The sequence below is a fragment of the Xanthomonas sp. NCPPB 3442 genome, assembly GCF_056725145.1.
This window is the reverse complement of the sequence record NZ_CM161514.1, coordinates 4,636,644-4,660,182: the sequence shown is the minus strand read 5'-3', so window position 1 is coordinate 4,660,182 and position 23,539 is coordinate 4,636,644. Positions and strand designations below refer to the sequence as shown.

The 23,539-nt window shown below is 65.5% G+C and carries 21 protein-coding genes and 1 tRNA gene; 7 read left to right on the top strand and 15 right to left on the bottom strand.

Going from position 1 to position 23,539, the window contains the following annotated elements:
* Nucleotides 1-126 precede the first annotated feature (126 nt).
* On the top strand, nucleotides 127-987 hold the full coding sequence (locus tag AC1POX_RS20195; protein WP_372356533.1) for a PA4780 family RIO1-like protein kinase: 861 nt from the start codon (nucleotides 127-129) through the stop codon (nucleotides 985-987).
* A gap of 254 nt (nucleotides 988-1,241) precedes the next feature.
* Nucleotides 1,242-2,210, top strand: coding sequence for an alpha/beta hydrolase (locus AC1POX_RS20190; protein WP_029818396.1), 969 nt, complete (start codon nucleotides 1,242-1,244; stop codon nucleotides 2,208-2,210).
* 298 nt (nucleotides 2,211-2,508) lie between these two features.
* Here AC1POX_RS20190 and AC1POX_RS20185 read toward each other — a convergent pair whose 3' ends face one another.
* From AC1POX_RS20185 to AC1POX_RS20170, 4 genes are all read right to left on the bottom strand, one after another.
* A complete protein-coding gene (locus AC1POX_RS20185) occupies nucleotides 2,509-3,189 on the bottom strand; it encodes a DUF2490 domain-containing protein (protein ID WP_031420787.1) in 681 nt (226 codons plus the stop codon).
* Nucleotides 3,190-3,427: 238 nt separating this feature from the next.
* Nucleotides 3,428-5,332, bottom strand: coding sequence for a tRNA uridine-5-carboxymethylaminomethyl(34) synthesis enzyme MnmG (gene mnmG, locus AC1POX_RS20180; RefSeq protein WP_372356532.1), 1,905 nt, complete (start codon nucleotides 5,330-5,332; stop codon nucleotides 3,428-3,430).
* A gap of 261 nt (nucleotides 5,333-5,593) precedes the next feature.
* Nucleotides 5,594-5,770, bottom strand: coding sequence for a hypothetical protein (locus AC1POX_RS20175; RefSeq protein WP_011346080.1), 177 nt, complete (start codon nucleotides 5,768-5,770; stop codon nucleotides 5,594-5,596).
* Between the two features lie 132 nt (nucleotides 5,771-5,902).
* Entirely contained in the window at nucleotides 5,903-6,376 is a 474-nt protein-coding gene (locus AC1POX_RS20170) for a hypothetical protein (protein WP_005912746.1), read from the bottom strand.
* Nucleotides 6,377-6,533: 157 nt separating this feature from the next.
* On the opposite strand from AC1POX_RS20170, the gene AC1POX_RS20165 reads away from it, so the two are divergent.
* From AC1POX_RS20165 to AC1POX_RS20155, 3 genes are read left to right on the top strand one after another with little or no spacing between them, the layout of a single operon-like run.
* On the top strand, nucleotides 6,534-7,493 hold the full coding sequence (locus AC1POX_RS20165; RefSeq protein WP_008578111.1) for a pyridoxal-phosphate dependent enzyme: 960 nt from the start codon (nucleotides 6,534-6,536) through the stop codon (nucleotides 7,491-7,493).
* A complete protein-coding gene (locus tag AC1POX_RS20160; RefSeq protein ID WP_005912742.1) occupies nucleotides 7,478-8,095 on the top strand; it encodes a YdcF family protein in 618 nt (205 codons plus the stop codon). Before AC1POX_RS20165 ends, AC1POX_RS20160 begins: the two co-directional genes overlap by 16 nt.
* A gap of 43 nt (nucleotides 8,096-8,138) precedes the next feature.
* A complete protein-coding gene (locus tag AC1POX_RS20155) occupies nucleotides 8,139-8,558 on the top strand; it encodes a ketosteroid isomerase-related protein (RefSeq protein ID WP_005912741.1) in 420 nt (139 codons plus the stop codon).
* Between the two features lie 101 nt (nucleotides 8,559-8,659).
* Here AC1POX_RS20155 and lpxO read toward each other — a convergent pair whose 3' ends face one another.
* The 7 genes from lpxO to bioB form a co-directional block, all read right to left on the bottom strand.
* Entirely contained in the window at nucleotides 8,660-9,565 is a 906-nt protein-coding gene (lpxO, locus tag AC1POX_RS20150; protein ID WP_008578114.1) for a lipid A hydroxylase LpxO, read from the bottom strand.
* 249 nt (nucleotides 9,566-9,814) lie between these two features.
* Nucleotides 9,815-10,699, bottom strand: a complete 885-nt coding sequence (bioC, locus tag AC1POX_RS20145) for a malonyl-ACP O-methyltransferase BioC (RefSeq protein ID WP_372356531.1) — start codon at nucleotides 10,697-10,699, stop codon at nucleotides 9,815-9,817.
* A 63-nt stretch (nucleotides 10,700-10,762) separates the two neighbouring features.
* On the bottom strand, nucleotides 10,763-11,545 hold the full coding sequence (locus tag AC1POX_RS20140) for an SDR family oxidoreductase (protein ID WP_005912735.1): 783 nt from the start codon (nucleotides 11,543-11,545) through the stop codon (nucleotides 10,763-10,765).
* Nucleotides 11,546-11,590: 45 nt separating this feature from the next.
* A complete protein-coding gene (gene bioH, locus AC1POX_RS20135) occupies nucleotides 11,591-12,352 on the bottom strand; it encodes a pimeloyl-ACP methyl ester esterase BioH (protein ID WP_014089124.1) in 762 nt (253 codons plus the stop codon).
* A 100-nt stretch (nucleotides 12,353-12,452) separates the two neighbouring features.
* Nucleotides 12,453-12,827: a DUF7079 family protein gene (locus tag AC1POX_RS20130; protein WP_008578119.1), complete on the bottom strand. Its 375-nt coding sequence runs from the start codon at nucleotides 12,825-12,827 to the stop codon at nucleotides 12,453-12,455.
* A gap of 191 nt (nucleotides 12,828-13,018) precedes the next feature.
* Nucleotides 13,019-14,392, bottom strand: a complete 1,374-nt coding sequence (bioF, locus tag AC1POX_RS20125) for an 8-amino-7-oxononanoate synthase (RefSeq protein WP_031420792.1) — start codon at nucleotides 14,390-14,392, stop codon at nucleotides 13,019-13,021.
* Nucleotides 14,316-15,350, bottom strand: a complete 1,035-nt coding sequence (bioB, locus tag AC1POX_RS20120; protein ID WP_218507227.1) for a biotin synthase BioB — start codon at nucleotides 15,348-15,350, stop codon at nucleotides 14,316-14,318. Before bioB ends, bioF begins: the two co-directional genes overlap by 77 nt.
* A 49-nt stretch (nucleotides 15,351-15,399) precedes the next feature.
* On the opposite strand from bioB, the gene AC1POX_RS20115 reads away from it, so the two are divergent.
* Nucleotides 15,400-16,125 (top strand): ComF family protein, encoded by a 726-nt coding sequence (locus AC1POX_RS20115; RefSeq protein WP_011346085.1) that lies wholly within the window; start codon nucleotides 15,400-15,402, stop codon nucleotides 16,123-16,125.
* A 357-nt stretch (nucleotides 16,126-16,482) separates the two neighbouring features.
* Here AC1POX_RS20115 and ubiA read toward each other — a convergent pair whose 3' ends face one another.
* Entirely contained in the window at nucleotides 16,483-17,388 is a 906-nt protein-coding gene (gene ubiA / locus AC1POX_RS20110) for a 4-hydroxybenzoate octaprenyltransferase (protein ID WP_372356530.1), read from the bottom strand.
* 477 nt (nucleotides 17,389-17,865) lie between these two features.
* Here ubiA and AC1POX_RS20105 point away from each other — a divergent pair.
* Nucleotides 17,866-17,942, top strand: a tRNA-Arg gene (locus AC1POX_RS20105).
* 165 nt (nucleotides 17,943-18,107) lie between these two features.
* Here the strand turns inward: AC1POX_RS20105 and AC1POX_RS20100 are convergent.
* The 3 genes from AC1POX_RS20100 to AC1POX_RS20090 all read right to left on the bottom strand — a co-directional run bounded on the left by AC1POX_RS20100 (nucleotide 18,108) and on the right by AC1POX_RS20090 (nucleotide 23,258).
* Nucleotides 18,108-18,296 (bottom strand): hypothetical protein, encoded by a 189-nt coding sequence (locus AC1POX_RS20100; RefSeq protein WP_011346088.1) that lies wholly within the window; start codon nucleotides 18,294-18,296, stop codon nucleotides 18,108-18,110.
* Nucleotides 18,297-18,343: 47 nt separating this feature from the next.
* A complete protein-coding gene (gene xopAE / locus AC1POX_RS20095) occupies nucleotides 18,344-19,795 on the bottom strand; it encodes a type III secretion system effector XopAE (protein ID WP_372357200.1) in 1,452 nt (483 codons plus the stop codon).
* Nucleotides 19,796-20,837: 1,042 nt separating this feature from the next.
* Complete coding sequence (locus AC1POX_RS20090) at nucleotides 20,838-23,258, bottom strand: HrpF/NolX family T3SS translocon protein (RefSeq protein WP_372356529.1); 2,421 nt, start codon at nucleotides 23,256-23,258, stop codon at nucleotides 20,838-20,840.
* Nucleotides 23,259-23,539 lie beyond the last annotated feature (281 nt).

Sequence of the window (23,539 nt, the reverse complement as noted above, 5' to 3'; positions counted from 1 at the left end):
CCGTGCATGGTAAGCGCTCGCGCCATGGCATGCCCCGGCTCACACTCTGTGCGTGGGCATGTAAGCGCTTCACCCTGCTTGCCGCATAATCGCCGCTGGTTTGTGACGGATCGGTGCGCTTAGTCCATGAAAACCCCCAACGGCCTGCAGCCGCTGATCGACGACGGCGTCATCGACGAAGTGTTGCGACCACTGAAGAGCGGCAAGGAAGCATCCGTCTACGTCGTGAGCGCAGGCGCCGAGATCCTGTGCGCCAAGGTCTACAAGGACATGGCGCAACGCAGTTTCCAGGCGCGCGTGCAGTACCAGGAAGGCCGCAAGGTGCGTGGCAGCCGTCAGGCCCGCGCGATGGGCAAGGCCACCAAGTTCGGCCGCAAGGAAGCTGAAACCGCCTGGAAGAACACCGAAGCCGACGCGCTCTATCAACTGGTGGATGCCGGGGTGCATGTGCCCAAACCGCGCGGTTACTTCCACGGCGTGCTGCTGATGGATCTGGTCACCGATGACGCCGGTCACAGCGCACCGCGGCTGGGCGAGGTGGACCTGGAACCCGAGCAGGCGCGCGCCTTCCACACCAGCCTGATCGGCGATGTGGCCAAGATGCTGTCGCTGGGCCTGGTGCACGGCGATCTGTCCGAATACAACGTGCTGGTTTCGCCCGATGGCCCGGTGGTGATCGACTTTCCGCAGGTGGTCAGTGCCGCTGGCAACAATGCCGCGCGCGACATGCTGCTGCGCGATGTGCACAACCTGCGCGACTGCCTGGGCCGTTTCGCGCCCGAGCTGCTGGACACCCATTACGGCGAAGAGATGTGGGCGCTGTTCGAAAAGGGCGAACTGCGCCCGGACAGCGTGCTCACCGGGCGGTTCAAATTCGACACCCGCCGCGCCGATGTACGCGCCGTCCGTGCCTCGATCGAAGATGCGCGCCAGGAAAACCTCATTCGCCAGCAAGGCCGCGAAGCGGCTGCCGAAGACAACGACTAGGAAGCGCCAACAGGCCGCAGCAGCAGCGCATTGGTTGCGATGCAGCGCAGCAAATTCAGCGCGCACGCTGCAGTCATTGCGACATCGCCGAGCGGCCAATCTGCGCGTGTGCGGCCACTTTTTTCAGCAATTTTGGGCTTTTTTGCGTACGTGCCCGGACCACCGGCCTTTTTGTCGGTACTGATTAACGATTTGAATAGTGATGGTTCATAACAATCTGGCAAGCTCGACCATCGCTTATCGGAGAGTTCGTCATGTCGTTTGATCCTGATGTCGTGCGTCTGTTCGCCCAGCTTCAAGAGGCGGCGCAGCCGCCCATGGAAACCCTGCCGATCGAAGGCGCGCGCGCGATGATGCGCGCGGTGGGCGCGCAGTTCGGTTTCCCGCGCATCGAGATGGCCGAGGTACGCGATCTGCAGGCCGATGCCGCCACCGGTGCAGTGCCTTTGCGCTTGTATCGCCCCACGGGGGTCGCGGCCGGCCCGGCCCCGACCTGCCTGTTCGTGCACGGCGGCGGCGGTCTGGTGGGCGATCTGGAATCGCATGACGATGTGTGCCGGCAACTGGCGGCGCGTGCTGGCTGTCAGGTGTTGGCGATCCATTACCGTCTGGCCCCCGAGCATCCGGCGCCGGCCGGCGTGGAAGATGTCATCGCGACGTTGCATTGGCTGGTTGCGCACCCGGACACGGTCGGCGCCGATGTGCAGCGCCTTGCCGTCTGCGGCGACAGTATCGGCGGCGCCATGGCCGCGGTTGCCGCATTGGCCGCGCGCGATGCCGGCATCGCTTTGCGTTGCCAGCTGCTGGTCTATCCGCTGACCGACGCGCGCCAGGACAGCGGCGTGTATCCATCGCGCTCGCTCAATGCCGGCCTGCCACCGTTGACTGCGGCAGCGGTGGAATTCTTCAACCGCCATCTGCTGCCGGATATGGCGGTGGCCAACGACTGGCGTGTCTCGCCGATGCTGGCGCCGGATGTCGCCGGCGTTGCGCCTGCGCTGGTCGTGGTCTGCGACCGCGACATGCTGTACGACGAAGGCCGCGCCTATGCCGAGCGCCTGCGTGCGGCGGGAGTGGAGGTCACCCTGCATAGTTTCCCGGGCATGATCCACGGCTTCATCAACATGGGCAGCGTCTTGCGTGCCGCCGGTGAAACGCTGGACCTGGCGGCGTTGACGCTACGCCAGCGCCTGCTGCCCGCGATCGAACGCAGGGCCGCCTGACAGCCTGCGGCAGCCGTGCCGAGGCACGCGCTGCCGCACCTGTGGCGGTGTCACTGCAGCGTCGGGGCGTGTGTCACCGCGTGCGGGCTCGCCTCGCAAAAAGAACACCTGGGTGCAGCCGTGCGCCGGCAGCTGTGTGGGCGCCAAGGGCGCTGTGCACCACGCGAACCGTCACGGTCGTCATCGGTGGCTCGTCGGCAACCCGCAGGTCCTATCGAAACCAGTCAGCATGGCGCCGGGGTCGATTGAACGCAGCGCTTTCAACTTCGCCCTGCATTGGCCCACGCGCACGTGATGCTCAAAAATTGAAGCGGAACGTGGTCATCAGGACGTGGTTTTCCCGATCCACCGTACGCGTGTTGACGAACTGATTCAGGTAACCGACATCGGCGTTGGCAATGGCATTGAATTTCCAGTTGATGCCGACAAACACCCGGTTCTGATCGAGACCGCGTTGTGCGCCCCATCGGGTCTGATCCAGATTGACGAACACTTCGTTGAACGCCACCCACGACAATTGCGGACTGAACCCGCTGGGGCGCACCGCGCGGATCATCTGCCGCACGCGATACCCTTCATCGCTGAAGCCTTCGCGGTGACGCTGTTCCAGGCGCGTGCGGCTGGTAATGGTGATCTCGGCGATCGGATCGAATTGATACTGAAATTGTCCCCACCAGCGATTCTCGCGGTTGGATGGCTGCCCGGCCGGATGGCTGATGATGGTGTCGTAACCCATCCAGACACTGGCCTTGGGATTGAGCCGATAGAACACGGCAGGGCGCAAGATCAGTTGATCGAACTGTTCGCCTTCCTCGCGCCAGCGCGGATGCACATCCATGCTCCAGTACAGGTTTTCGACCGGCAGCTTGCCTTGCGCGTAGACGCTCAGCCAGTAACGCCCGTCTTCTTCGGTCCTGGCATGCGCCGGCCAACTGCATGCCAGGGTCAACAGCAGGAGGGCGCAGGCGCTGCGAAACATCGCCGGCAGTAACGTGCGAGATGCGTTCATGTGTCGAAATGTGTCGTCGTTGGCAAATCATAGCAATAACGCTTGAGTCCGCTTCGACCGTTCGGTCGGCTCAGGTCGCCTTTGCTCGCCCGCATGTTCGCTAATCGGCACACGCCATCGTTTCGCGATGACTGGCGTGCTCACGGCTGCCTTCAGAGGGATGGATGGCCCGGCGTTCGCTGCCGACGGGCAGCGATCGTCGCGTCGATCACGCCACCTGGCTGCGTCGCGCGCGCTCCAGATGCACCAGCAGCAGCGAGATCGCCGCCGGCGTCATGCCGGGAATCCGTTGTGCCTGGCCGATGTGCTGGGGACGCACGCGCTCGAGTTTCTGTTGCACTTCGATCGACAGACCACGCACGCTGGCGTAATCGAAACCGTCCGGGATCGGCGTGGTTTCGTGACGTTGCTGACGCGCGATATCGTCGCGCTGGCGATCCAGATAACCGGCGTACTTGACGCTGATCTCGACCTGCTCGGCCACCTGCGCATCATCCACGCCCGGGCCCAGGGTCGGCACCCGCATCAAGGTGGCGTAGGTGAGCTCCGGGCGCTTGATCAGATCCAGCACGTTGGTTTCGCGGCTGACCGTCACGCCCAGCGCGTCGGCCACCTCGCGGCCCAGCGCATTGCCCGGTGTCGCCCAAAGCGCCGACAACCGCGTCGTTTCGCGTTGCACGGCCTCCTGCTTGGCCGCAAAGCGCGCCCAGCGCGCGTCGTCCACCAGGCCCATCGCACGCCCGACGCCGGTCAGCCGCGCATCGGCATTGTCCTCGCGAAGCTGCAAGCGGTATTCGGCGCGGCTGGTGAACATGCGATACGGCTCGGTGGTGCCGTGGGTAATGAGATCGTCCACCAGCACGCCCAGGTAGGCCTCGTCGCGGCGCGGCGACCACGCCGGCAGCCCCTGCACGTGGCGCGCTGCATTGAGTCCGGCCAGCAGACCCTGGGCGGCGGCCTCTTCGTAACCGGTGGTGCCGTTGATCTGCCCGGCGAAGAACAGCCCGCCCACCGCCTTGGTCTCCAGCGAGGCCTTGAGCCCGCGCGGGTCGAAGAAGTCGTATTCGATGGCGTAGCCGGGGCGGGTGATGTGCGCGTTCGCAAAGCCGTGGATCGAGCGCACCAGCGCCAGCTGCACATCGAACGGCAGCGAGGTGGAAATACCGTTGGGATAGATCTCGGCCACCTCCAGCCCTTCGGGTTCGACGAAGATCTGGTGGCTGGTCTTCTCGGCAAAACGCACCACCTTGTCTTCGATCGACGGGCAGTAGCGCGGGCCGATGCCTTCGATCTGCCCCGAATACAGCGGCGAGCGGTGCAGCGCGTTGCGAATGATCTCGTGGGTCTGTTCGGTGGTCTGGGTGATCCAGCAGCTGACCTGGCGCGGATGGTCGCTGACCTGGCCCATGAACGACATCACCGGCAATGGGTCGTCGCCGGGTTGCTCGGCCATCACGCCGTAATCGAGGGTGCGCCCGTCGATCCGCGGCGGGGTGCCGGTCTTGAGCCGGTCGATCGCGAACGGGCGCTCGCGCAGGCGCGCGGCCAGCGTGGTGGCCGGCGGGTCGCCCATGCGCCCGGCCGCGTACTGGGTTTCGCCGACATGGATCTTGCCGGCCAGGAACGTACCGGCGGTCAGCACCACCGAAGGCGCTTGGAAACGCAGCCCGGTCTGGGTGATGACGCCGCGCACGCTGTCGGCTTCGGACGTGCCGTTGTGGATGATCAGGTCGTCCACTGCCGCCTGGAAGACGGTCAGGTTGGGCTGGGCCTCGACGATGCAGCGGATCGCAGTGCGGTACAGGTTGCGATCGGCCTGGCAGCGCGTGGCACGCACTGCCGGCCCCTTGGAGGCGTTGAGCGTGCGCCACTGGATGCCGGCCAGATCCGCGGCGCGTGCCATCGCCCCGCCGAGTGCGTCGATCTCCTTGACCAGGTGGCCCTTGCCGATTCCGCCGATGGCCGGGTTACAGCTCATCGCGCCCACTGTCTCGATGTTGTGGGTGAGCAACAAGGTGCGCGCCCCTGTGCGTGCAGACGCCAGGGCGGCCTCGGTGCCGGCATGACCGCCACCGATCACGATGACGTCGTAGCGATAGAAGGAGTCGGACATGGGCGTGGACCAGGAGCGGGAAAAGGAAAACGGCCGCGAAAGTATCGGCTGAAGGGCGGGCGAGGTCACTCGTTCGCTATAAATTGTGATGAAAATCACAATTTACGTAAGTGACCCTCAAGTTGGCATGTTTCGTGCGGATATCCCTACCGCACCCGTCGTGGCATTGCGACATGGGCGCAAAGGCTGGAATTGGAACAGGGGCCAGCCGCGCGTGCGATGGGGTAGCGTAAGGGTCGGTAGTCGGGGGACTGCCGACCCTTATTTTTTAAGGTTTCTGCGAAATGGAGCACGCGCCCGTTCCGCTGCAGCCTGCTTGGCAACCATCGAAACAAAAACAGAAAGCCCCGGCATGCCGGGGCTTTCTGTGTTGTAGGCGCCGATATCCGACAGGGCCGGAACAGGGGGGATCCAGATTTCCCTGTCGGACATCGACATAAGTCGTCAGTGGGGCTGGCCCGGTCAAAAAATGACGTGGCGGGTCACACAGAGCACCTAGCTTGCGGCCAATCGTCAGCTGAACGCAAGCCCCCAATGTCGCCAAGTGTGGGCCAGGTCGCAGTCAGCCTCTCACGGAATCTGTTCGCGTGTGTTGCGCGGCGCGGTTTGCCGCTGGATCTCGCGAATGACGCGCGGCGGCGCGCCGATACGCGGTGGCGGCCGCGACGGCGGCGCGCCGGTTGCCGGCGGGCGATTGGGTTGCTGGGGCCGCGAGCCGCCGGGGCGCTGCCCATTGTTGAACGAGCCGTTCGGGCGCGGCGGACGGTACTGCGGACGGCGATCGTACTGCCGGTAGTAGTAGCCGCCACCACCGCGATAGACCGGATACACAGGGTAGTCGTACAGGCCGATCGACCCGGCGCCATACCCATATGGCAAACCATACGGATTGCCGTAGAAGTACGGGGAGTAGCCGGGCGGATAGCGATACTGCACGGCAGGCGCACCACGGTAATAGCCGCCCGACCCACCGCCGGTGTAGTCGTAGGTTGCGCAGCCGCCCAGGGCCAAGAGCCCGGCGGCGAAGATCAGACGGAATTTCATGGATGGTGCCCTCCTGCAACCATGATGCCACTGTCGAACCGATGCATTGAATCGGTCCTTAATTGTGCGGCATTGCGACGCTTTGTCATCGATCCAGCATGCGCGGCGGCACTGCGTGCGACCCGTGAAGAGGAGGCGATACGTTAATCTTGCAGGCATGATCGAGACGGTCCCCCTTGCCCATTCCGACGTCCTGCAGGCCGCTGCGCGGATTGCGCCGCACTGCGCGCCGACACCGTTGCTGACATCGCACAGTCTGGACGCGCTCAGCAGTGCGCAGTTGTTCTTCAAGGCCGAGCATTTGCAGCGCAGTGGCGCATTCAAGTTCCGCGGTGCCTGCAATGCCGTGTGGTCGCTGCCGGATGAGCTGGCTGCGCATGGTGTGGTCACGCATTCCTCCGGCAACCACGGCGCGGCGCTGGCGCTTGCCGCACGCACGCGCGGCATCGGCTGCCATGTGGTGGTGCCCGAGGGCGCGGTGGCGGCCAAGCTGGCCAATATCTCCCGGAACGGCGCCACGTTGTGGCGTTGCGCGCCGACCATCGCGGCGCGGGAACAGATGTGCGCCGAGGTGCAGGCCGGCAGCGGCGCCACGCTGGTGCACCCGTATACCGATCGTGCAGTGATCGCCGGGCAGGGCACCGCCACGCTGGAGCTGCTGCACCAAAGCGGCGGGCTGGATGTGCTGGTGGCGCCGGTCGGCGGTGGTGGGCTGGCGGCCGGCGCCGCACTGGCGCTGCAATCCTCGCCGGACTGCGAGCTGGTACTGGCCGAGCCGGCCGGCGCAGCCGACACCGCGCGTTCGCTGGCGGCCGGGCAGCGGCTGGTCGATTTCGTGCCGGACACCATTTGCGATGGCCTGCGCGGCACCTTGGGCGCGCCCAACTTCGCAGTGCTGCAGCGCGCCGGGGCACAGGTGATCACGGTGGACGATGCGGCGGTCGTCCAGGCGATGCGGCTGGTCTGGCAGTTGCTCAAGCAAGTGGTCGAGCCGTCTTCGGCGATCGCCCTGGCCGCCGTCCTGGCCCAGCCGGCACGGTTTGCCGGGCGGCGGGTGGGGCTGATCCTGTCCGGCGGCAATGTCGATCTGGATGCCTTGCCTTGGGCCGCGGCGTGAGCAGGCGCTCACGCGGGCTCGGCCTGTGGGGCTGGGGCTGGCGGTTGTGCATGCTGGCGCTGATCTGGCTGGTGGCCGTGGCAGGCTGGATCGTGTGGATCGGCGACCGCGATCAGGCCGCACCGGCCGATGTGATCATCGTGCTGGGTGCGGCCGCCTACGATGCGCGCCCTTCGCCGGTGTTCGAAGAACGCATCCGGCACGCATTGGACCTGTACGCGCAGGGCTATGCGCCGCGGCTGTTGTTCACCGGTGGCTTCGGCAACGGCGCACGCTTTGCCGAATCGCAGGTGGCCCGACGCTACGCGCTGCGCCACGGCATTCCGCCGGAAGCCATCGTGATCGAAACCACCTCGCGCACCACCCGGCAGAACCTGGAACAGGCGCGCACGCTGATGGAGCGGCACGGCCTGCATCGGGCGATCATCGTCAGCGACCCACTGCACATGGCGCGCGCGCTGCGGCTGAGCCAGGAACTGGGTATCGACGCGCTGGCTTCGTCCACGCCGAGCACGCGGTTTCGCAGCTTCCACACCAGCTGGCGCTTCCTGTTGCAGGAGGTGTATTACTTCCACCGCGATCTGGTGGTGCAAGGGCCGTGACCGCAGGCCTATGATGCGGCTTTCCCAGCGGGCAGGTTCGAGCATGAGCGAGACCCATCGGCAACACGCCATTGGCCTGGTGCAGGCCTACTACGCAGCATTCAACCGTGGCGATTGGGACGGCATGTTGGCGTTTCTGGCCGAGGACGTCGCCCACGACCTCAATCAAGGTCCGCGCGAAATCGGCCGCAACGCATTTGCCGCGTTCCTGCAGCGCATGAACGACAGCTACCGCGAGCAATTGCGCGATGTGGTCGTCATCGCCAACGACGATGGCACCCGGGTCGGTGCCGAGTACGTGGTGCATGGCGTCTATCACACCACCGACGAAGGCCTGCCGGAGGCCAACGGGCAGACCTATGTGCTGGTGGGCGGTGCGTTCTTCGACGTGCGCGGCGACACGATCACCCGCGTGACCAACTACTACAACCTGCAGGAATGGATTGCGCAGGTATCGCGCTGAGCGCATCGACCAGCGCTGCGTAACAGCGCACCTGGGTGCGATGAAGCGTTATCGACGACGACGCTCGCGCCCGGGTGCGCTTCTACGCGGGTAGGCGGGAATTACAGCAACACGATCCCGACCACCACCAGGATGAAGATGCTCCACTTGAGCACCTGGTACAGCGGGTTGTTGCGTTCCTTCAGCGCCTTGGCCTTGAGGCGGGCGGCGTAGAAATAGCGGAACACGCGATTGATGCCGCCGGTCTTGTCGCCTTCCTGATTGGGCGAGGCGCCGGCCGAGAGCAGGCTGCGGCCGACGAAGCGGTTCACCGCCGCCGCCCAGCGCCAACGCATCGGGCGTTCGATATCGCAGAACAGGATGATGCGGTCCTGGTCGGTGTCGTTGCGCGCGTAATGGATATAGGTCTCGTCGAACATGGTCCACTCGCCATCGCGCCAGCTGTGGCGCTGGCCGTCGACGTCGATGAAGCAACGGTCGTCGTTCGGTGTGGCCAGGCCCAGGTGCAGGCGCATGGAGCCGGCGAACGGGTCGCGGTGCGGGCGAAGTTCGCTGCCCGGCGGCAGCTCGGCGAACATTGCGGCCTTCACCGTGGGAATGGATTTCAGCAAGGCGGTGGTCTGCGGACACAATTCGGCGGCAGACGGATGCGCGGTGCCGTACCACTTCAGATAGAAGCGCTTCCAGCCACGCCGGAAGAACGAATTGAAGCCGATGTCGGTATAGCCTTCGGCAGCGCGGATCTTCTGCATCTGCTGCAACGCCACCGCTTCGTCGCGGATCAGCGGCCAGCTCGCGCGCAGCGGCGCCAGCTCGGGAAATTCCTTGCCCGGGTCGATGAACGGGGTGGTCGGCACCCGCGAACACAGGTACATCAGTGTGTTGATGGGGGCCATGAAGGTGGAATGGTCCAGCAACTGCCGGCTGAGCCGGTGCCGCACGCGACCGCGATAATGGATGTAGAGCGCCGATGCGATGAACAGCGCGATGAGGAGCCACTTCAACATGAGGGAGGCCGATTGGGGGCGGGGGGCCGCAAACGTGAGAGTGGCTGCCAAGAAACGCACGCAGCACTGCTGCGTCGTGTCGGTAGCCACCATCGAACAAGGTGAGCCGCAACGAAGGAAGTGCGGCCAGTCACTTCAGAATTCTAGCAAGTGTCACCGCCGAGCCTGACCGCGGAGCAGTGGCATGGGCGCAATACGCTGTGTCTCACCGGCAGTGGATGCGCGCGGACCGGCGTTCTGTACCGCCGCTCAGTCGATGCGGCGGCGGATCGGGATGGCGTTGACCGGCACGCTGGCGACCTCATGCCCGTGTTCGCGGATGGGCGCGCCCGGCGCCGGTGCCCAGGCATGGGCGTAGATCACTTCCCAGGAGCTGGGCAGGGTGCCGTCCGGTCGCCGCAGCGGTTCGTAGGCCGCGCTGGCGGCCGCGAAGCGACCGCGTCCGGTCAAGGTGGCGCGGCGGTTGCTGAGTGCATTGGTTGCCCCCATCGCACGCAGCTCACGCATCAGTGCGGGCAGGTCGTTGTAGGTCAGGGTGAACAGGTCGCGGTCCAGCACCGGGTCGCGGAACCCGGACATCAGCAGGGCATCGCCGAATTGGGCGATCGGCGGAAAGCGGCTGACGTGCGGGGCCGGGTCGGTCTGCGCAAAGGCCTCGCGCAATTCGATCAGCGTTTCCGGGCCGAAGGTGGAACACAGCAGCAACCCGCCCGGGCGCAGCGCGCGACGGAAACCGGCGAACACGGCCGGCAGGTCTTCCACCCACTGCAGGCACAGATTGCTGAAGATCACATCCACGCTGCCGTCGGCAACCGGTAGCGCGCGCGCATCGGCACACACCTGCGTGAACGGCTTCCACCAGCCTGCGGCCTTGCGCGCCTGGCGAAGCATCGGCATGGCCTGATCCAGCGCGATCACCTGTGCCTTGGGCCAGCGCTTCTTGATTGCAGCGCTGGCATGGCCGGGGCCGGCGCCGACATCCAGCACCACCTTGGGCACCTGCTCGCCCAGGTAGTCGAGCGATTCGAGCAGGCGGGCTTCCGCTTCGCTTTGAAGCGCGGCGGCGGCGGTATAGGTGCTGGCGGCACGCGCAAAGGCGCGCCGGACGTGGCGGGGATCGAAAGTACTGGTCATGGCAAGGCTATTGTCGCCCCTGGCAGGGGCGGAGGGAATCGATCGGGCGTGCAAGGCGCCGCGCTAGAACGTGCCGGGATAGCTGCCGCCATCGATCAACAGATTCTGTCCGGTGATATAGCCGGCCTGCGCGCTGCACAGAAAGGCGCAGGCCGCGCCGAACTCGTCCGGCTCGCCAAAACGCGCCGCCGGAATGCCCGCACGCTTGCGTTCGGCGACCTCGTCGGCGCTGCTGCCCTGTTGCTGCGCGATGGCGGCGAAGTTGCCGCGCAAGCGGTCGGTGACGAACTGCCCAGGCAGCAGGTTGTTGATGGTGACGTTGTCGGCCACGGTGCTGCGCGCGAGCCCGGCGACGAAACCGGTCAGGCCGGCGCGCGCGCCATTGGACAGGCCGAGGATGTCGATCGGCGCCTTCACCGCGCTGGAGGTGATGTTGACGATGCGGCCGAAGCGGCGTGCGCGCATGCCATCGACGGTGGCGCGGATCAGTTCGATCGGCGCCAGCATGTTGGCGTCCAGCGCGCGCAACCAGTCGGCGCGTTCCCACTGGCGGAAATCGCCCGGCGGCGGGCCGCCCGCGTTGTTGATCAGGATGTCGACCTGCGGACAGGCCGCAAGTGCGGCGCTGCGTCCTTCCGGCGTGGCGATATCGGCAACCACGCTGCGCACCTGGCCAGCGCCGGGCAGTGCGCGCAAGGCGTCGGCGGCGTGCTCCAGTGCCTCACGGCCGCGCGCGGCGATCACCACATTGGCGCCTTCGCCGGCCAATGCACGTGCGCAGCCCAAACCCAGCCCTTTGCTTGCGGCGCAGACCAACGCCCAGCGGCCAGCGATTCCCAGATCCATGCGAGATGTCCCTCGATCAGCGATGTCGCATGATCGACGATCGGCTCATGGCACGGACGCAACGAAGCGTTGCAGTGCCTCGCTCACCTGATCTGCATGACCCAGAAACGGCGCGTGACCACCGCCGGCAATGGTGAGCGCCTGCGCGTGTGGGCTGAGCGCGGCGGCGGCATGCATGCCGGCGGCAGGCACCAGGCGATCGCGTTGCCCGGCGATCCACAGGCTGGGGCGTGCGAGTTGCGGCACGGCGCGGCGCAGATCGGTGCGTTCGAGCAGGGCGAGCCCTTGCTGCAACGCCTCCGGTGCCGGTTCGCCACGCGCGGTGAGCGTCTCGCGCAGGCTGCGCAGTTCGCTGCGTGCATGCGCCGAGCCCAGTGTGTCCAGCGCAAGAAAACGCTCCAGCGTGCCGCGGTAGTCGCGCGACAACTCGATCCCGAATTGCACGAACACCTCGCGCTGGACGGCACTCGGCCAATCGTTGCCACGCACGAAACGCGGCGTGGCGGCAATCATCGCCAACCCACGCACCTGCGGCAGGGTGGCGGCCGCATGCAGCGCAAACAGCCCGCCCAGCGACCAGCCGAGCCAGACCGCCGGCGGTGTGGCGGCCGCAATTTCTGCAACCACATAGGGCAATGCCAGCGGCGTGCTGTCGTCGCGACTGAAGCCGTGCCCGGGCAGGTCGACCAGATGCAATTGATAGTGCGGCGCCAGGCGCTCCACCAGCGGTGCGAACACGCCGCCGTGCAGTGCCCAACCGTGCAGGAGAACCAGCGCAGGCCCGTGGCCGATGACATCGATATGCATGCGCGCATTGTCGCCGATTGTGGCGTGCCGGCACGCATGGTGGGATGCGCGCTGGTCATTGGAGGCACGCAGATCCGATGGTGGGTGCAGCGCCCAGGCGTCAATGCGTGGCGGCTGCACGCAGTGCGACGATCTTTGGAGCCAGCAGTGCCCATTGCGCGCGCGCATGGCCGCACCAGTGCCAGCGCGCCGGCCAGTGTCGGCGCCGTGCGCGCCGCGCCTGGATCGCCGCAGCCAGCCAGTCGGGATCGAAGCCGTCCCAGACGCCGGCCACGCTGCGCAGATTGCCGATCAGCACCGGGTGCACTTCGTACAACAACATCGTGCGCAACTGGTCCAGGGTGAAGGGCGAGGCAGCCAGGACGCGCGCGATGCCGTCGTCGTCGCAACTGTCGCTGTCCAGGTACAGCCGCGACAACGCTTCCCACACGCGACGTTGCGCCACCGTATCCGTGCCAGGTGTCGCCAGTGGCATGTCAGTGGCCGGGTGCGATTGGATGCAGGCGCGCACCGGTTGCACAGCGGGTCCAATTCAGGCGATCCATCCCGCAATGCACGGTCAGCGCGCCGTTGTCGCCTGCCATGCAGCTGCGTCGTGCAATCGCTGCATTGGCTGAGTGGCCAACGCGTGCTCGCATGCAGGCCAGCCACGCACTGCCGCGTGTCTCAGGCAGAGGCACGCAGCGGCTGCCGACTGACCACGTCGCGCGCCTGCACGATGGCCTCGATCAATGCCTGCACCTGCTGCGGCGTATGCAGCGCAGACAAGGTGACGCGCAAGCGCGCCTTGCCTTCGGGCACGGTGGGCGGACGAATGGCGCCAACCATGAAACCTGCGTGTTCGAGCGCAGCCGACATCGCCATCACGGTTGCTTCCTCGCCGCATAGCAGCGGCTGGATCGGCGTGTCGGAGGCCATCAGTTCGAAGCCGTGCTTGCGCGCGCCATCGCGGAACGCACCGATCAATTCGACCAGGCGCGTACGCCGCCAATCGTCGCGACGCGCCAGGCGCACGGCCGCCAGGGTGGCCGCCACTTGCGCCGGCGGCAGTGCAGTGGTGTAGATGTAGGGGCGCGCAGTTTCGGCCAGATGGCGCACCAACGCCTCTTCGCCCACCACCACCGCGCCGTAGCCACCGAGCGCCTTGCCCAGGGTGACCAACTGCAACGGCACTTCGGCCACGCCCAACCCGGCATCGGCCACGCAACCGCGCCCCTGCGGACCGAGCACGCCGACACCGTGCGCGTCGTCCACATAGAACAGCGCGTGCTGCATGCGTGCCACCAGGCTCAAGGCGCGCAGCGGCGCGACATCGCCATCCATGCTGAAAACGCCGTCGGTGGCCAGCATCGCCGCGCCTTCGGGCGCGCCCTTGAGCTGGCGCATCGCGCCTTCCACGTCCAGGTGCGGATAGCGCCGCAGCCGGCAACCGGCCAGCCGCGTGGCATCGAGCAGGCTGGCGTGATTGAGCCGATCCTGCACGCAGACGTCGTCTTCTTCGCTGAGTAACGCTTGCTGCACGGCCAGATTGGCGATGAAGCCGCTGCCGAACAGCAACGCCGACGGATAGCCCAGCCAGTCGGCGATTTCGCGTTCGAGCGTTTCGTGCGCGGTGTGGTGGCCGCAGATCAGATGCGAGGCAGTGGCGCCGGCACCATCGCGGGCAGCGGCATCCTGCAGCGCGGCGACCACTTCGAACTGTTGCGACAGACCCAGGTAGTCGTTGGAACAGAAACCGGTCAGCCAACGGCCATCGATCTCCAGCCGCACGCCATCGCGCCGCCCCACCTGTCGCCGCACCCGCACCCGTTCCTGGGCCACACGCAATTTACGCAGCGACGAAATCCGTTCGTGCAGATCGGGGCGAGCCATGGGGGCGTTCAACGGCAGGGAAGGCCCGCTAGCGTAGCGTGCCGGGCTCGGGGCGCCCAGCCGCCACCGACGACCGGCGCCCGGCGCCGGGTCAGGCGGCGTGCTCGCAGGCCGCGCTGCGGGTGATCTCCGCATGGATGGTGCCGGGATGATCGTGCTCGGCCGCATCCACGGTGATCTGCATCGGGCGCAGGCCCAGGCGCTGGAACAGGGCCTGGTCGCGCTCGGTGTCCGGGTTGCCGGTGGTGAGCAGTTTTTCGCCGTAGAAAATCGAGTTGGCACCGGCCAGGAAGCACAGTGCCTGCAGTTCGTCGCTCATCGCCTCGCGGCCGGCGGACAGGCGCACCATCGATTTCGGCATGGCGATCCGGGCGACGGCGATCATGCGCACGAACTCGAACGGATCCAGCTGCTGGGTGCCGTGCAGCGGCGTACCGGGTACCTGCACCAGTTGGTTGATCGGCACCGAATCCGGATGCGCCGGCAGCGTGGCCAGCGCCAGCAGCAGGCCGATGCGGTGTTCGCGGGTTTCGCCCATGCCGACGATGCCGCCGCAGCAGGTCTTCAGGCCGACATCGCGCACATGCTCCAGCGTGTTCAGGCGGTCCTGGTACTGGCGGGTGTGGATGATCGAGTCGTAATAATCCGGCGCGGTGTCCAGATTGTGGTTGTAGTAGTCCAGCCCGGCATCCTTGAGCGCACGCGCCTGGCCGGCGTCGAGCATGCCGAGCGTGGCGCAGGTTTCCAGGCCCATGGCCTTGACCTCGCGGATCATCGCCGCGACCTTGGGGATGTCGCGCTCCTTGGGCGAGCGCCAGGCCGCGCCCATGCAGAAGCGCGAGGCGCCGGCGGCCTTGGCCTGGCGCGCCTTGGCCACGACCTCTTCGGTCTCCATGAGCTTCTGCGCGCTCACGCCGGTGTCGTAACGCTGGGCCTGCGGGCAGTACGCGCAGTCTTCCGGGCAACCGCCGGTCTTGACCGAGAGCAGGGTGGACACCTGCACTTGCGCCGGGTCGAAGTGCGCGCGATGCACGCTGGCCGCGCGGTGCAGCAGCTCCGGGAACGGCAAATCGAACAGCGCCTGCAGCTCTTTGCGATCCCAGTCATGGCGGACGACAACAGACATCGGAGTTTCCTGACAGTCAGCGGCTTGGAAGCCAGGCAGTCTGGTGAGCATGGAAGAGGCTGTCAACTTCAATCAGGTTCGATCGGTTTACAGATGGCCGCAGCGGGTGCTGCGGCTGTTGCTGCCGAGCCTGTGCCTGGTCTGCGCGGAGGCCGGCACGCCCGATGGCGATCTATGCCCCGCATGCCGCGCCGCCTTGCCCGATCACGGCCATGCCTGCCTGTGCTGCGCCACGCAACTGTTCGTCTCCGACGCGGTGGCGCTATGCGGGCAGTGCCTGCAGCACCCATCACCGCTGCAGCGGGTGCATGCCTGTTTTACCTATCGCTGGCCGGTGGATGGGCTGCTGCGGCGGTTCAAGTTCCATCAGGACCTGGCGGCAGGCCGCCTGCTCAGCGAACTGATGGCCCGGCGCTGCGTGGGGCTGCCGCGCCCGCAGGCGTTGGTGCCGGTAAGCCTGCACCGGCAGCGTCTGCGCCAGCGCGGTTACGACCAGGCGCTGGAGCTGGCCCGACCGCTGGGCCGCGCGCTGCAGCTGCCGTGCCTGCCGTTGCTGCGACGCGTTCGCGCAACCGCACCGCAATCCGAACTGGACGCGGTCGAGCGGCAGCGCAATCTGCGCGATGCCTTCGAGGCCCGCGGCGCCTTGCCGGCGCATGTGGCCTTGGTGGACGACGTGATGACGACCGGCGCGACACTCCACGCCGCGGCGAAGGCCTTGCGCAAGGCGGGTGTTCAACGGGTGGATGCGTGGGTCTGCGCGCGGGTGCCGTGATCTGGCCTGCCGGCGTCAGGTGCGCGAGGCTTCGCCCTTACCCTCACCCCAACCCCCGCTCTGCGCCCCGGCCCACGCTTGCGGCGCGGGCGCTCCAAGACACGCGCGCCAGTGGCGCGCAAGCCGTCTCTTTTCGCCCCGCAGGAGAGGGGCTCGCTGCCTGACAGGACAGCGCGGTGGATGGCGATGCGGCTTCGGTGGGTGGACGGCGGAGGACGAGACGAGGAGTAGAGCCGTCAAAGAGGAGTAGAGCCGTCAAAGATGCGCGCATGCTTCGAACCCTCACCCGTCATCCCAACATCTGGTCTGTAATCGACGGATTCCCGATTCCCGATTCCCGAATCCCGAATCCCGAATCTAACGCCCCGCCACCGCCACGGCGATGCCGACGAAGATCGCCAGGCCGACCCAGTTGTTGTGCAGGAAGGCGCGGAAGCAGGGGCTACGCTCGCGGTGGCGGGCGATGCGGAATTCGTAGGCGACCAGCAGCGCCGCAACGGCCAGACCGGCCCAGTACGCCACACCGAGATCGGCGCGCAGGCCGACCAGCACCAGCGTCGCGGCCATCAGCGCATACAAGATGCCTTGTGCGATCAGATCGAATCTGCCGAACAGGATGGCGGTGGATTTGCTGCCCATGCGGATATCGTCGTCGCGGTCGACCATGGCGTACCAGGTGTCGTAGGCGGTGGCCCACAGGATGTTGGCGGCATACAGCAGCCAGCCCAGCAACGGCACGCGGCCTTGCACGGCGGCGAAGGCCATCGGGATGCCCCAGCCGAACGCCATGCCCAGATAGACCTGCGGCAGGTGGGTATGGCGCTTGAGATAGGGGTAGCTGGCGGCCAGAAACACGCCGGGCACGCTCAGCGCCACGGTGAGCCAGTTGAGCGTGAGCACCAGCGCGAAGGCCACCAGCATCAGCACCACGAAGACCCACAGCGCCTCGTGCCCGGAGACCGCGCCGGTGGCCAGCGGACGCGATTTGGTGCGCTCCACGTGCGGATCCAGCCAGCGGTCGGCGTAATCGTTGATCACGCAGCCGGCCGAGCGGGTCAGCCACACCCCGGCGGTGAACACCAACAGCGTCCACAGCGGCGGCAGGCCATCGGCAGCCAGCCACAACGCCCACCAGGTGGGCCAGAGCAGCAGCAGGCTCCCGATCGGGCGGTCGCCACGGACCAGCTTCCAGTACTGGCCCAATCGCTGCGGCCACGTCAGCGCGCGCGCTGCGGGCAGTTGTTCGACACCATGCTTGCTCATGCGGCAAAGGGTAGCAGCGCGGCTCGGCCGTGGTCATGTGGGCGCGGGGTGGGCGCTGTGCGGGCGGCAATCCTGGCAATGCCCTGCCATCCATGATGGCCGGCTGTCATGGGGTGCGGCTGGCCGCAGCGATCAAGGTTGCGAGCGGCCAGGGCCGGGCGTTGGCGCGGGTGGGCTGCGGCAGGTGGTGCGGTTGCCACGCAGGCTCGGCAGTGACCGCGCTCAGGCGCGTGCCCAAGCTGACGGTCAGGTGGGGACGTTGAGCAGGCTGCCTCTGGCGACGGCCGCTTGAGATGGCCACACCGCTGCACGTCTGGACCCTGTGCGCTTGAACCTGGGCGTCCGGTGTCGCCCGACGACTGCCCGGGCCGAGAGGCCGGTGTCGTTGCATCTGGAGTGACGCCGTGGCTGGCCAGGTCGCGTGTCGCCCGGCCCCATCACGCGCACGCCGGCTGTTCTGGCATAATGCGCGGCCAGGCGCTCGTAGCTCAGCCGGATAGAGTAGTGGCTTCCGAAGCCATTGGTCGGGGGTTCGAATCCCTCCGGGCGCACCAGTTCAGTTCCAGAGCTTGTGCTGGGATTTAAAAAAACCCTCGAGAGATCGGGGGTTTTTTGTTGCCTGTACAGCGAACGGTCCACCCGGAGCCATTGGCATCCACACTGATCGGGCATAGATGGGCGCACCTGCCCTCAACGCAGAAGATGGATGCCCCATGCAGTCAAGCGGCTTCATGGAACGCTGCAACGGCAGCGACCAACGCGGCGTCCTGGATATGCGTGGCTTCCGCAGTTTGAGCGACGCGAGCAAACAGACCGCTGCCGCTTGGCTGGTTGCACACAGCCGATAACGACTGCATGGACGCGGCGGGCAAACACCCGCCGGGTTCTGCGATCAACATCATCAGCATGCCTGTCCATTCTCAACTGCGGGAGTGGCATCGCCGGGCGCCAGGGTCTAATGGATGTGCCATTCCTGGAGCAGTACACGCGCCCGCCGCTCGATGAAGTGGTTCGCGTTGGCCTGCGCCTGCTCGGACTCCTGCTTGGCCTCCGCTTCCCCGATGACACCCTCATGCGCTTCGTCAAACTGAGCCATCGCCCACGTGATCGCCGCATCCTGCGCCGCTTTTCCTTCCACATCGTGCATGGAGATGTAGGCCTTCAGTGGCGGCCACATTTCCACACGCCCGGTGAGTTCATTCCTGCTGCGCAGCAGCGTCTCCCTGGACAGCCCCAGGTCGGAATTCCTCAGGGCTTCCAGCAGCAGGCCCAGTGCGGTCTGGTGGTCCTGCGTGTGCATGAGCTTGTGCTTGAGCATCTCGGCAAACGCGGTTTTGGCGTCTCCTCGCACGGCGGGCCCGCGCCCACCCACTTGCGTCATGCCATCCAGGTTGAGCGTCTTGATGGTGTGGTCGCTCAAGAATTGGCCGAAGCTGCTGCGGAATTCGGGTGACCGAATGGCCTCGGCTACCACCTGGTCCAGCAGGGGCATGTCGGCCGATGTGATGGATGCGCCGAAGATCCTGGCATTTTGCATCAGGCCTTGCGTCCATTTCTCGAAACGCTCGCCCAGGTCGGCATCGACACTGCGCAACACGCGCGTGAACTCGGGGACGCGGTTCCACGACGACCCGGCCTGTTGCGCCGCCGGCACGGGCGCGCGTCGTCTCCGCTCGGCCAGCCGCTGTGCCGCGCGCTGTGCCTGGCGCTGCGCGCGCTCCGGGTCGCGGATCTGCAGCAATCGGTCTGCCAGATGATCCGGCACCTTGATATCGCATTGAGCGGGCAGTCGTGCCAGCGACTGTGGAAGAGTCTGCAGGCCCGTGTCGCGCAGGTCCAGCAGTTGCAGCTGGGCCAGATCCCCCACGCTGTCGGGCAGCTGCTGCAGCGCAGCGCAACTTCTCAGCGACAGCTCCGTCAAGCCGCGCAGTTGCCCGATGTCCTCAGGCAAGTGTGCCAGCCGGCGGTTGGATGAGAGGTCGAGTTTTTCCAGCAGATGCAGCTGCGTGAGGCTGCCTGGCAGCTGCTCCAGCTTGGAATTCGATGCCACCTCCAGTGACCTGAGCCCCTGCATGAGGCCGATGTTTTCAGGCAACTGGCGAAAATGCGACGAGTGCGACACGCGCAACTCGCTCAACCGGCTCAGTTCGACGATGCTGTCCGGCAGGCGCGCATAGTGCCCGCGGCCTAGCGCGAGGCCGCGCAGACCCTGCATGCGCCCAAGGTCTGCGGGTAATTCGTCTAACGGGACCATCGCCAATTGAAGGGTTCTGAGATTGGACAGGCGCGTCAACGAGGGCGGCAGCGTCTTCAGGTCCGGCGCGCCAGTGATCTGCAAATGGCGGAGCTGGCGCAGCTGCCCCAGGCTGTCTGGCAGCGACTGAAGCCCGGTATGGAGCAGCGTCAATTTCTGTAGCGCGTCGAGCCGGCCGATCGCGTCAGGTAGCGTCGTGGCAGGCAGGCAATCGACGACAAGTTCGGTGCTGCGGCGGCTCGCTGCACGGCGGATGGCGTCTGCGGCGTTTTGCAGTACTTCCGGCGACATATCTCTCGACCCGTCGTGCAGGTTGTAGCCCGTTCGAACCCGCTCTGCCATCGGTAGGCTTTGCGCAAGCCAATCATCGATGTCGTGCTCGATGCTGCGCGGTGGCGCAGAAGAGGCACCCGCAAGTGCAGCCGGCTGGCCCGACGGACGCAGAGGTGAACGGAAAGGGCTCCCGTGCACTGGGTTTCCAGGCGTCGACGTGCCGGCCGCTGACGTGCTTTCGCGCCGTCGCGGCCGCGCGAGCAGGGGGCTCAACAAGCCCTCTGCGTTCGAAGGTTGCCGTGAAGGACTGTCTTGCGCGGGCGCTTGATCGGCGTTGTCCGTTCGCGGGCGAGAGCGGAGTAGGCGATTGACATTGAACATGGAGATACACCCTGCTTGGTCGGCTGGCTGCGGCGTTCAAGCGTGCAGGCTACTGCGATGCGACTGCCATCGCCGCATCAACGCGAAGAGGCTGCATCGCCTGGCGAATCGGTTTTTGTAGAAGCGCGCCGGTGCTGCATCCCTGCTCACCGACAGCGGTGATTGTTCGGCATTCGATGTCATCGGCTGTCGGCGCGATGCACACGATGGCAACCGGCGATCGATCTGGTGACGCGCCGCATCGTTCGCGACGCAGTCTCCACGTGTATCGCCGGTCTTCATTGCCAGGATGTCGATGCTCGCGGGAGAGCTTCCGGTATCCCGCCACCTGTTCGCCAAGGCGCATGGCGCAGCGGCGCCGGAACGTGCCTCCAGGCACCTGGAGGCACGTTCATACGAAGGTCGCCGAGCGATACCGCAACGCATCAGCGCGATGCTGCCGCACGTCGTGGCCCATCGACCGGCGTTGCCTCAACGCTTGCCTTCGAGCACCAACGCCGGCGGCAAGACGCCGAAACGAAACCTCGCTGTGGCATGCGCATTATCTGCGACGGATCCGGATATTGCGCAGATTCTGCCGCAGGTCGCCCTCGAAGTTGTCGGCGATGCCTTTGGGGATAATCTGCTTGCCCACTGGGACGCCGCCGGCATTTTCCATCTTCTGGTGGATTTCTCCGTCCTTCTGCTTGTCCAGTTGATATTCTTCGTAATGCAAGCCCGCCAAGACGGGCGTCTTGAGAATTTCAGTCGATTTACTGATGGCGGTGCCACCCACGTAGCCTTTTGCGAACTCAGAGGCGCTCGGCCGTTCGGCCGCGGTTTTACCGCCACCTTTGGCCACGCTCTTGGCAGTTCCCTTTGCAGCTCCCTTGGCCGCGCCCTCGGCTGCTCCCTTGGCCGCGGCTTCGGCCACGCCCTTGGCTCCGATTCTAGCCGTGGGTCCGCCGACTGCTCCAACCACCGCCCCGGCCATATTGATGCCGGCCAGCTTCAAGGCCAGCGACATGTCGCCACCTTGAATCGCGGTGTCGACCACCTGCGCCGCCTGCGCCTCGCTCTCCAATGCAATCGACGCCGCATCGGCAATTTCGCCGATGATGGGGATCCCGTTCAATGCGCTGAGCCCCACGGACATCCAGTCCAGGATCTTGCTGTCCCACTTGAGGAACTCGTGCAGGCCCTGTTGGAACGTGCCGACATCCTTTTTGGGCTTCTTGATCGCCGGCGGATCGTCCTTGCCCACCAGCATGTCCGCGACAGCCTTTTGCTGATCGGGCGAGCTCGCCTCGTGCGTGGCCGGCGTGTCTACGGTCTTGTTGGCTGCACTCATGTGGTCATAGAACTGCCGGAAATCGTCCTGGCTGATCTTGCCCGAATCGACGACATGGCCGCCGCCGAAGAAGTGATGGGGCTTCTTGTAGCCGGTGATGGAGTTGTTCAACAAGCCGAATAGCAGCGGGTCGGCCAACAACTGCGTCGCGGCCTGCTTGACGGCCGGGTCGGCCTTGTCGTCCTTGGAGATCGCGTCGAGCTTGTCGCGCGTGATTTCCTTGCCGTCGCCGTAGAACGCGTCCTGATGACTGTTGATGGTGTCCAGCGTCTTCTGCTCGTCCGCGGTCAGGTGCATCTCGGAGGTGGATTTCTGCAGGAAATCCGGCGTGCTCATCGAGCCCGAATCCCCTGCAAATTCCTTCCACTCGTCCGGATGATCGCGAAAATATTGAGCAGCCGCGATCACCTGCGGCGGGCACTTGCCGGTCTTGCTGTCGCCATCGACGATCTTGGCGAATTCGTCCTCGCTCAGGTTGCCGGGCAGATAGTCGGAATAGCGATACAACTCGCGCAGGGCATCGCTTTTGGTCATGACCGACGCCTTGGTTTTGTCGGGGCTATCGGATGCGATGTAGTTCTGCGTGTAGCTCTTTGCCTGCTTGTCGTTGTATTCGGCAATCTGCGGATGGTAGTACGAGAAGTCTGTGAGGTCCTGCGCCTTGATCTTGCCGCCGCACTTGCCGTCCTTCTGCGAGCCGATGGCAAAGAACAACCGCGGATCCTTCTGCAATCCTTGCAGCGCTTTCTTCAAGTCAGGCTGCGTCGACGGGTCGTTGATCTTGGCGTCCAGCTGATCGAAGGACAGCGAGTCGACCTGGTCCTTGTGCCGATCCAGAACCGAAACAATCTCCAGTTCGGATTGATTGAGCTGGCCCTCGTTCCAGGTGACCGTCGAGCCCTCCGCCGGCGGCGGCGGGTTGGATCCCTTGATGTTCTTGGGGTTGAACTCGTCGTTCTTCCCGCCCAGTTCCTTGACCTGCGGATGTGAATCAGAGAAATCCCAAAGATCCTGCGCGCTGATCTTGCCGCCGCACTTGCCGTCTCCCTGGGAACCGATCGCAAAGAACAAGCGCGGGTCCTGTTTCAGGCCCTGCAATGCAGCCTTCAGGTCGGCGGGCGTGGAAGGGTCGTTGATCTTGTCGTCGAGATTCTTGTACTCGAGCGGCATCTGGTCCTTGTGCGCATTCAGCGTCGAAACGATCTGAAGCTCCGACTTGGTCAGCGTCCCATCGTTCCAGGTCACCGTCGAACCTTCCAGCGCCGGCGGCGCATCCTTCCCCTTGATGTGCTTGGGGTCGAAGTCGTAGCCCAGCGATGGCCAGGAGGTGCGCTTTTCGATCGGCTGGGTGGCTTGATCGTCCGATGCGGAGGACGGGGTGCTGGCATCGCCGCTTGGCGTGTTTGCCGGTGCATCGGCCGACGTATTGCTTGCTGTACTCGTTGGCGTGTTGGTTTGGAGGGCTGCCAGCAACTGGTAGATCAGCAGGAAGATGTCGTCCATCGTCGATGGCAGATCCGAGCCGTCCTTGGACGAATCGGACCCAAGCAGCTCCGATGAAGACGACTCGTTGAAAGAGGTGCCCAGCAGTTGGCTGGGGTTGCTCCCGGTAGAAAGCGTGTTGAGCGACATAGAGGCGGCCTCGCGAATGACAGAATTGGCAGAGCACCTTCGTATAAGTTGATTCTTATACGGCCGCACGGATGCGCCCATGCGGTGTAGACGTATGTTGCCAATCTGCGCAAGGTGCACCCTGGCCGACGAACTATTTTGGCGAAAAAAGCGCAAAAATCGGCCCGTCGATGCGTTGCCTGCCGGTGCTGCTTGGCGCCGATAGTTGAGCGGCGATCGTTCCTGCTGTGGGCCGGCGCACTCATGTACATCGCTACGATACGTGCTTGGAGATGCAGATC

Coding starts and splice junctions, on each gene's coding strand:
- AC1POX_RS20185 (WP_031420787.1), bottom strand. CDS start 3,189: ATGTTTCGCAGCGCCTGCGCCCTCCTGCTGTTGACCCTGGCATGCAGT.
- lpxO (WP_008578114.1), bottom strand. CDS start 9,565: ATGTTGAAGTGGCTCCTCATCGCGCTGTTCATCGCATCGGCGCTCTAC.
- AC1POX_RS20195 (WP_372356533.1), top strand. CDS start 127: ATGAAAACCCCCAACGGCCTGCAGCCGCTGATCGACGACGGCGTCATC.
- ubiA (WP_372356530.1), bottom strand. CDS start 17,388: ATGAGCAAGCATGGTGTCGAACAACTGCCCGCAGCGCGCGCGCTGACG.
- AC1POX_RS20155 (WP_005912741.1), top strand. CDS start 8,139: ATGAGCGAGACCCATCGGCAACACGCCATTGGCCTGGTGCAGGCCTAC.
- AC1POX_RS20115 (WP_011346085.1), top strand. CDS start 15,400: ATGGAAGAGGCTGTCAACTTCAATCAGGTTCGATCGGTTTACAGATGG.
- bioB (WP_218507227.1), bottom strand. CDS start 15,350: ATGTCTGTTGTCGTCCGCCATGACTGGGATCGCAAAGAGCTGCAGGCG.
- AC1POX_RS20130 (WP_008578119.1), bottom strand. CDS start 12,827: ATGCCACTGGCGACACCTGGCACGGATACGGTGGCGCAACGTCGCGTG.
- AC1POX_RS20170 (WP_005912746.1), bottom strand. CDS start 6,376: ATGAAATTCCGTCTGATCTTCGCCGCCGGGCTCTTGGCCCTGGGCGGC.
- AC1POX_RS20090 (WP_372356529.1), bottom strand. CDS start 23,258: ATGTCGCTCAACACGCTTTCTACCGGGAGCAACCCCAGCCAACTGCTG.
- AC1POX_RS20175 (WP_011346080.1), bottom strand. CDS start 5,770: ATGTCGATGTCCGACAGGGAAATCTGGATCCCCCCTGTTCCGGCCCTG.
- bioF (WP_031420792.1), bottom strand. CDS start 14,392: ATGCGGCCGAGCACGATCATCCCGGCACCATCCATGCGGAGATCACCC.
- AC1POX_RS20100 (WP_011346088.1), bottom strand. CDS start 18,296: ATGCTGATGATGTTGATCGCAGAACCCGGCGGGTGTTTGCCCGCCGCG.
- bioH (WP_014089124.1), bottom strand. CDS start 12,352: ATGCATATCGATGTCATCGGCCACGGGCCTGCGCTGGTTCTCCTGCAC.
- mnmG (WP_372356532.1), bottom strand. CDS start 5,332: ATGTCCGACTCCTTCTATCGCTACGACGTCATCGTGATCGGTGGCGGT.
- AC1POX_RS20190 (WP_029818396.1), top strand. CDS start 1,242: ATGTCGTTTGATCCTGATGTCGTGCGTCTGTTCGCCCAGCTTCAAGAG.
- AC1POX_RS20140 (WP_005912735.1), bottom strand. CDS start 11,545: ATGGATCTGGGAATCGCTGGCCGCTGGGCGTTGGTCTGCGCCGCAAGC.
- AC1POX_RS20165 (WP_008578111.1), top strand. CDS start 6,534: ATGATCGAGACGGTCCCCCTTGCCCATTCCGACGTCCTGCAGGCCGCT.
- bioC (WP_372356531.1), bottom strand. CDS start 10,699: ATGACCAGTACTTTCGATCCCCGCCACGTCCGGCGCGCCTTTGCGCGT.